We start from the raw sequence: 1,503 nt of genomic DNA, 5'->3' as shown, positions 1-1,503 counted from the left end.
GCTTCGGCGTCACCTTCAGCCCTGCCTGCCCCGCCTTCGCCACCACCTGGATGCTCAGGATGGAGTCCCCGCCCAGCGCGAAGAAGTTCTCGCGCACCCCCACCCGCTCCACTCCCAGCACCCTCGCCCACACTCCCGCCAGCGTCGCTTCCGTCGGAGTGTTCGGTGCGTCGTAGACGTCGTTCGCGGGCCCCGCCTGCTCTGGCGCGGGCAGCGCACGGCGGTTCACCTTGCCGTTGTGGGTCAGCGGCAGCGCGTCCAGCAGCACGAAGGCCGCGGGCACCATGTACTCGGGCAGCCTCGCCTTCAGCTCCGCGCGCAACCCCTCCGCCGTCACTCCCGCGCCGGGCTGTCCCACGACGTACGCCACCAGCCGGCGGTGGCCGGGCGTGTCCTCGCGCACCACCACCACGCTCTCGCGCACGTCCTCGCGCTGGACCAACGCCGCTTCGACTTCGCCCAGCTCGATGCGGAAGCCGCGCACCTTCACCTGCGCGTCCAGGCGGCTCAGGAAGACCACCGCCCCGTCCGGCGACTGCTTCACCTGGTCGCCCGTGCGGTACAGCCTTGCTCCCGGCCGTGCACTGAACGGATGCGGTATGAACTTCTCCGCCGTCAACGCCGGTCGCCCCAGGTAGCCCAGCGCCAGACCGTCGCCACCGATGTACAGCTCGCCCGGAACGCCAACGGGCACGGGCTGCCACCGCGAGTCCAGGACGTACAGCTCCGTGTTGGACAGAGCCCTTCCAATGGGCACCGTCAGCGCGTCCGAGGCGACCTCCGTCACCTCGTGCCACGTGGCGAACGTGGTGCTCTCCGTGGGGCCGTAGACGTGCATCAATCGATGCGGAGGACCCTGCGTGAGCGCCGTGCGCATCGCTCCGGGGTCCACCGCCTCACCGCCCACATGGAGCTGACGCAACGTCCGGAACATCTCCGCCGAGTGCGCCACCAACTGGTTGAAGAGCGCGGTGGTGACGAACAGCGTGCTGATGCGCTCGTCTCGCAGGTACGCCGCGAACGCCGTCGGCGAAAGCGCCACGTCCCGCGTCACGCCCACCAGCCGGCCGCCGTGCACAAGCGCGCCCCACACCTCGAACGTCGCCGCATCGAACGACGCGTTCGACACCTGCGCGATGCGGTCCACCGCCGTCAGCTGGATGAAGTTCGTCTCCACCACCAGCCGCACCACCGCCCGGTGCGGCACCCACACGCCCTTGGGCGTTCCCGTGCTCCCCGACGTGTAGATGACATACGCCGGGTCCTCCGCGTCCCCGCCGCTCTCCGGCGCGTGCGTCGGCTCCGCGTCCAGCGAGCCGTCGTCCAGGACCACCACCTGCGACGGACCCGCTGGCAGCGTGAACATCAGGGACGTCTGCGTCACTGACACCTCGGCGCCCGCGTCCTGCACCATGAAGGCAAGGCGCTCCAGCGGGTAGCTCGCGTCCAACGGCACGTAAGCGGCCCCGGCCTTCAGGATGCCCAGCATCCCCTCCACCATCC

General features: G+C 70.2%; 1 protein-coding gene. It reads right to left on the bottom strand.

The features are described 5' to 3' along the window. Positions 1-1,503 (bottom strand): non-ribosomal peptide synthetase (locus tag D7V88_RS41435; protein WP_120545953.1); only part of this gene is annotated, 1,503 nt, incomplete at both ends.

It is taken from the genome of Corallococcus terminator (assembly GCF_003611635.1).
GTDB classification, from domain to species: domain Bacteria; phylum Myxococcota; class Myxococcia; order Myxococcales; family Myxococcaceae; genus Corallococcus; species Corallococcus terminator.
Note: the sequence above shows the minus strand (reverse complement) of the source record. Positions and strands in the feature narration are given on the sequence as shown.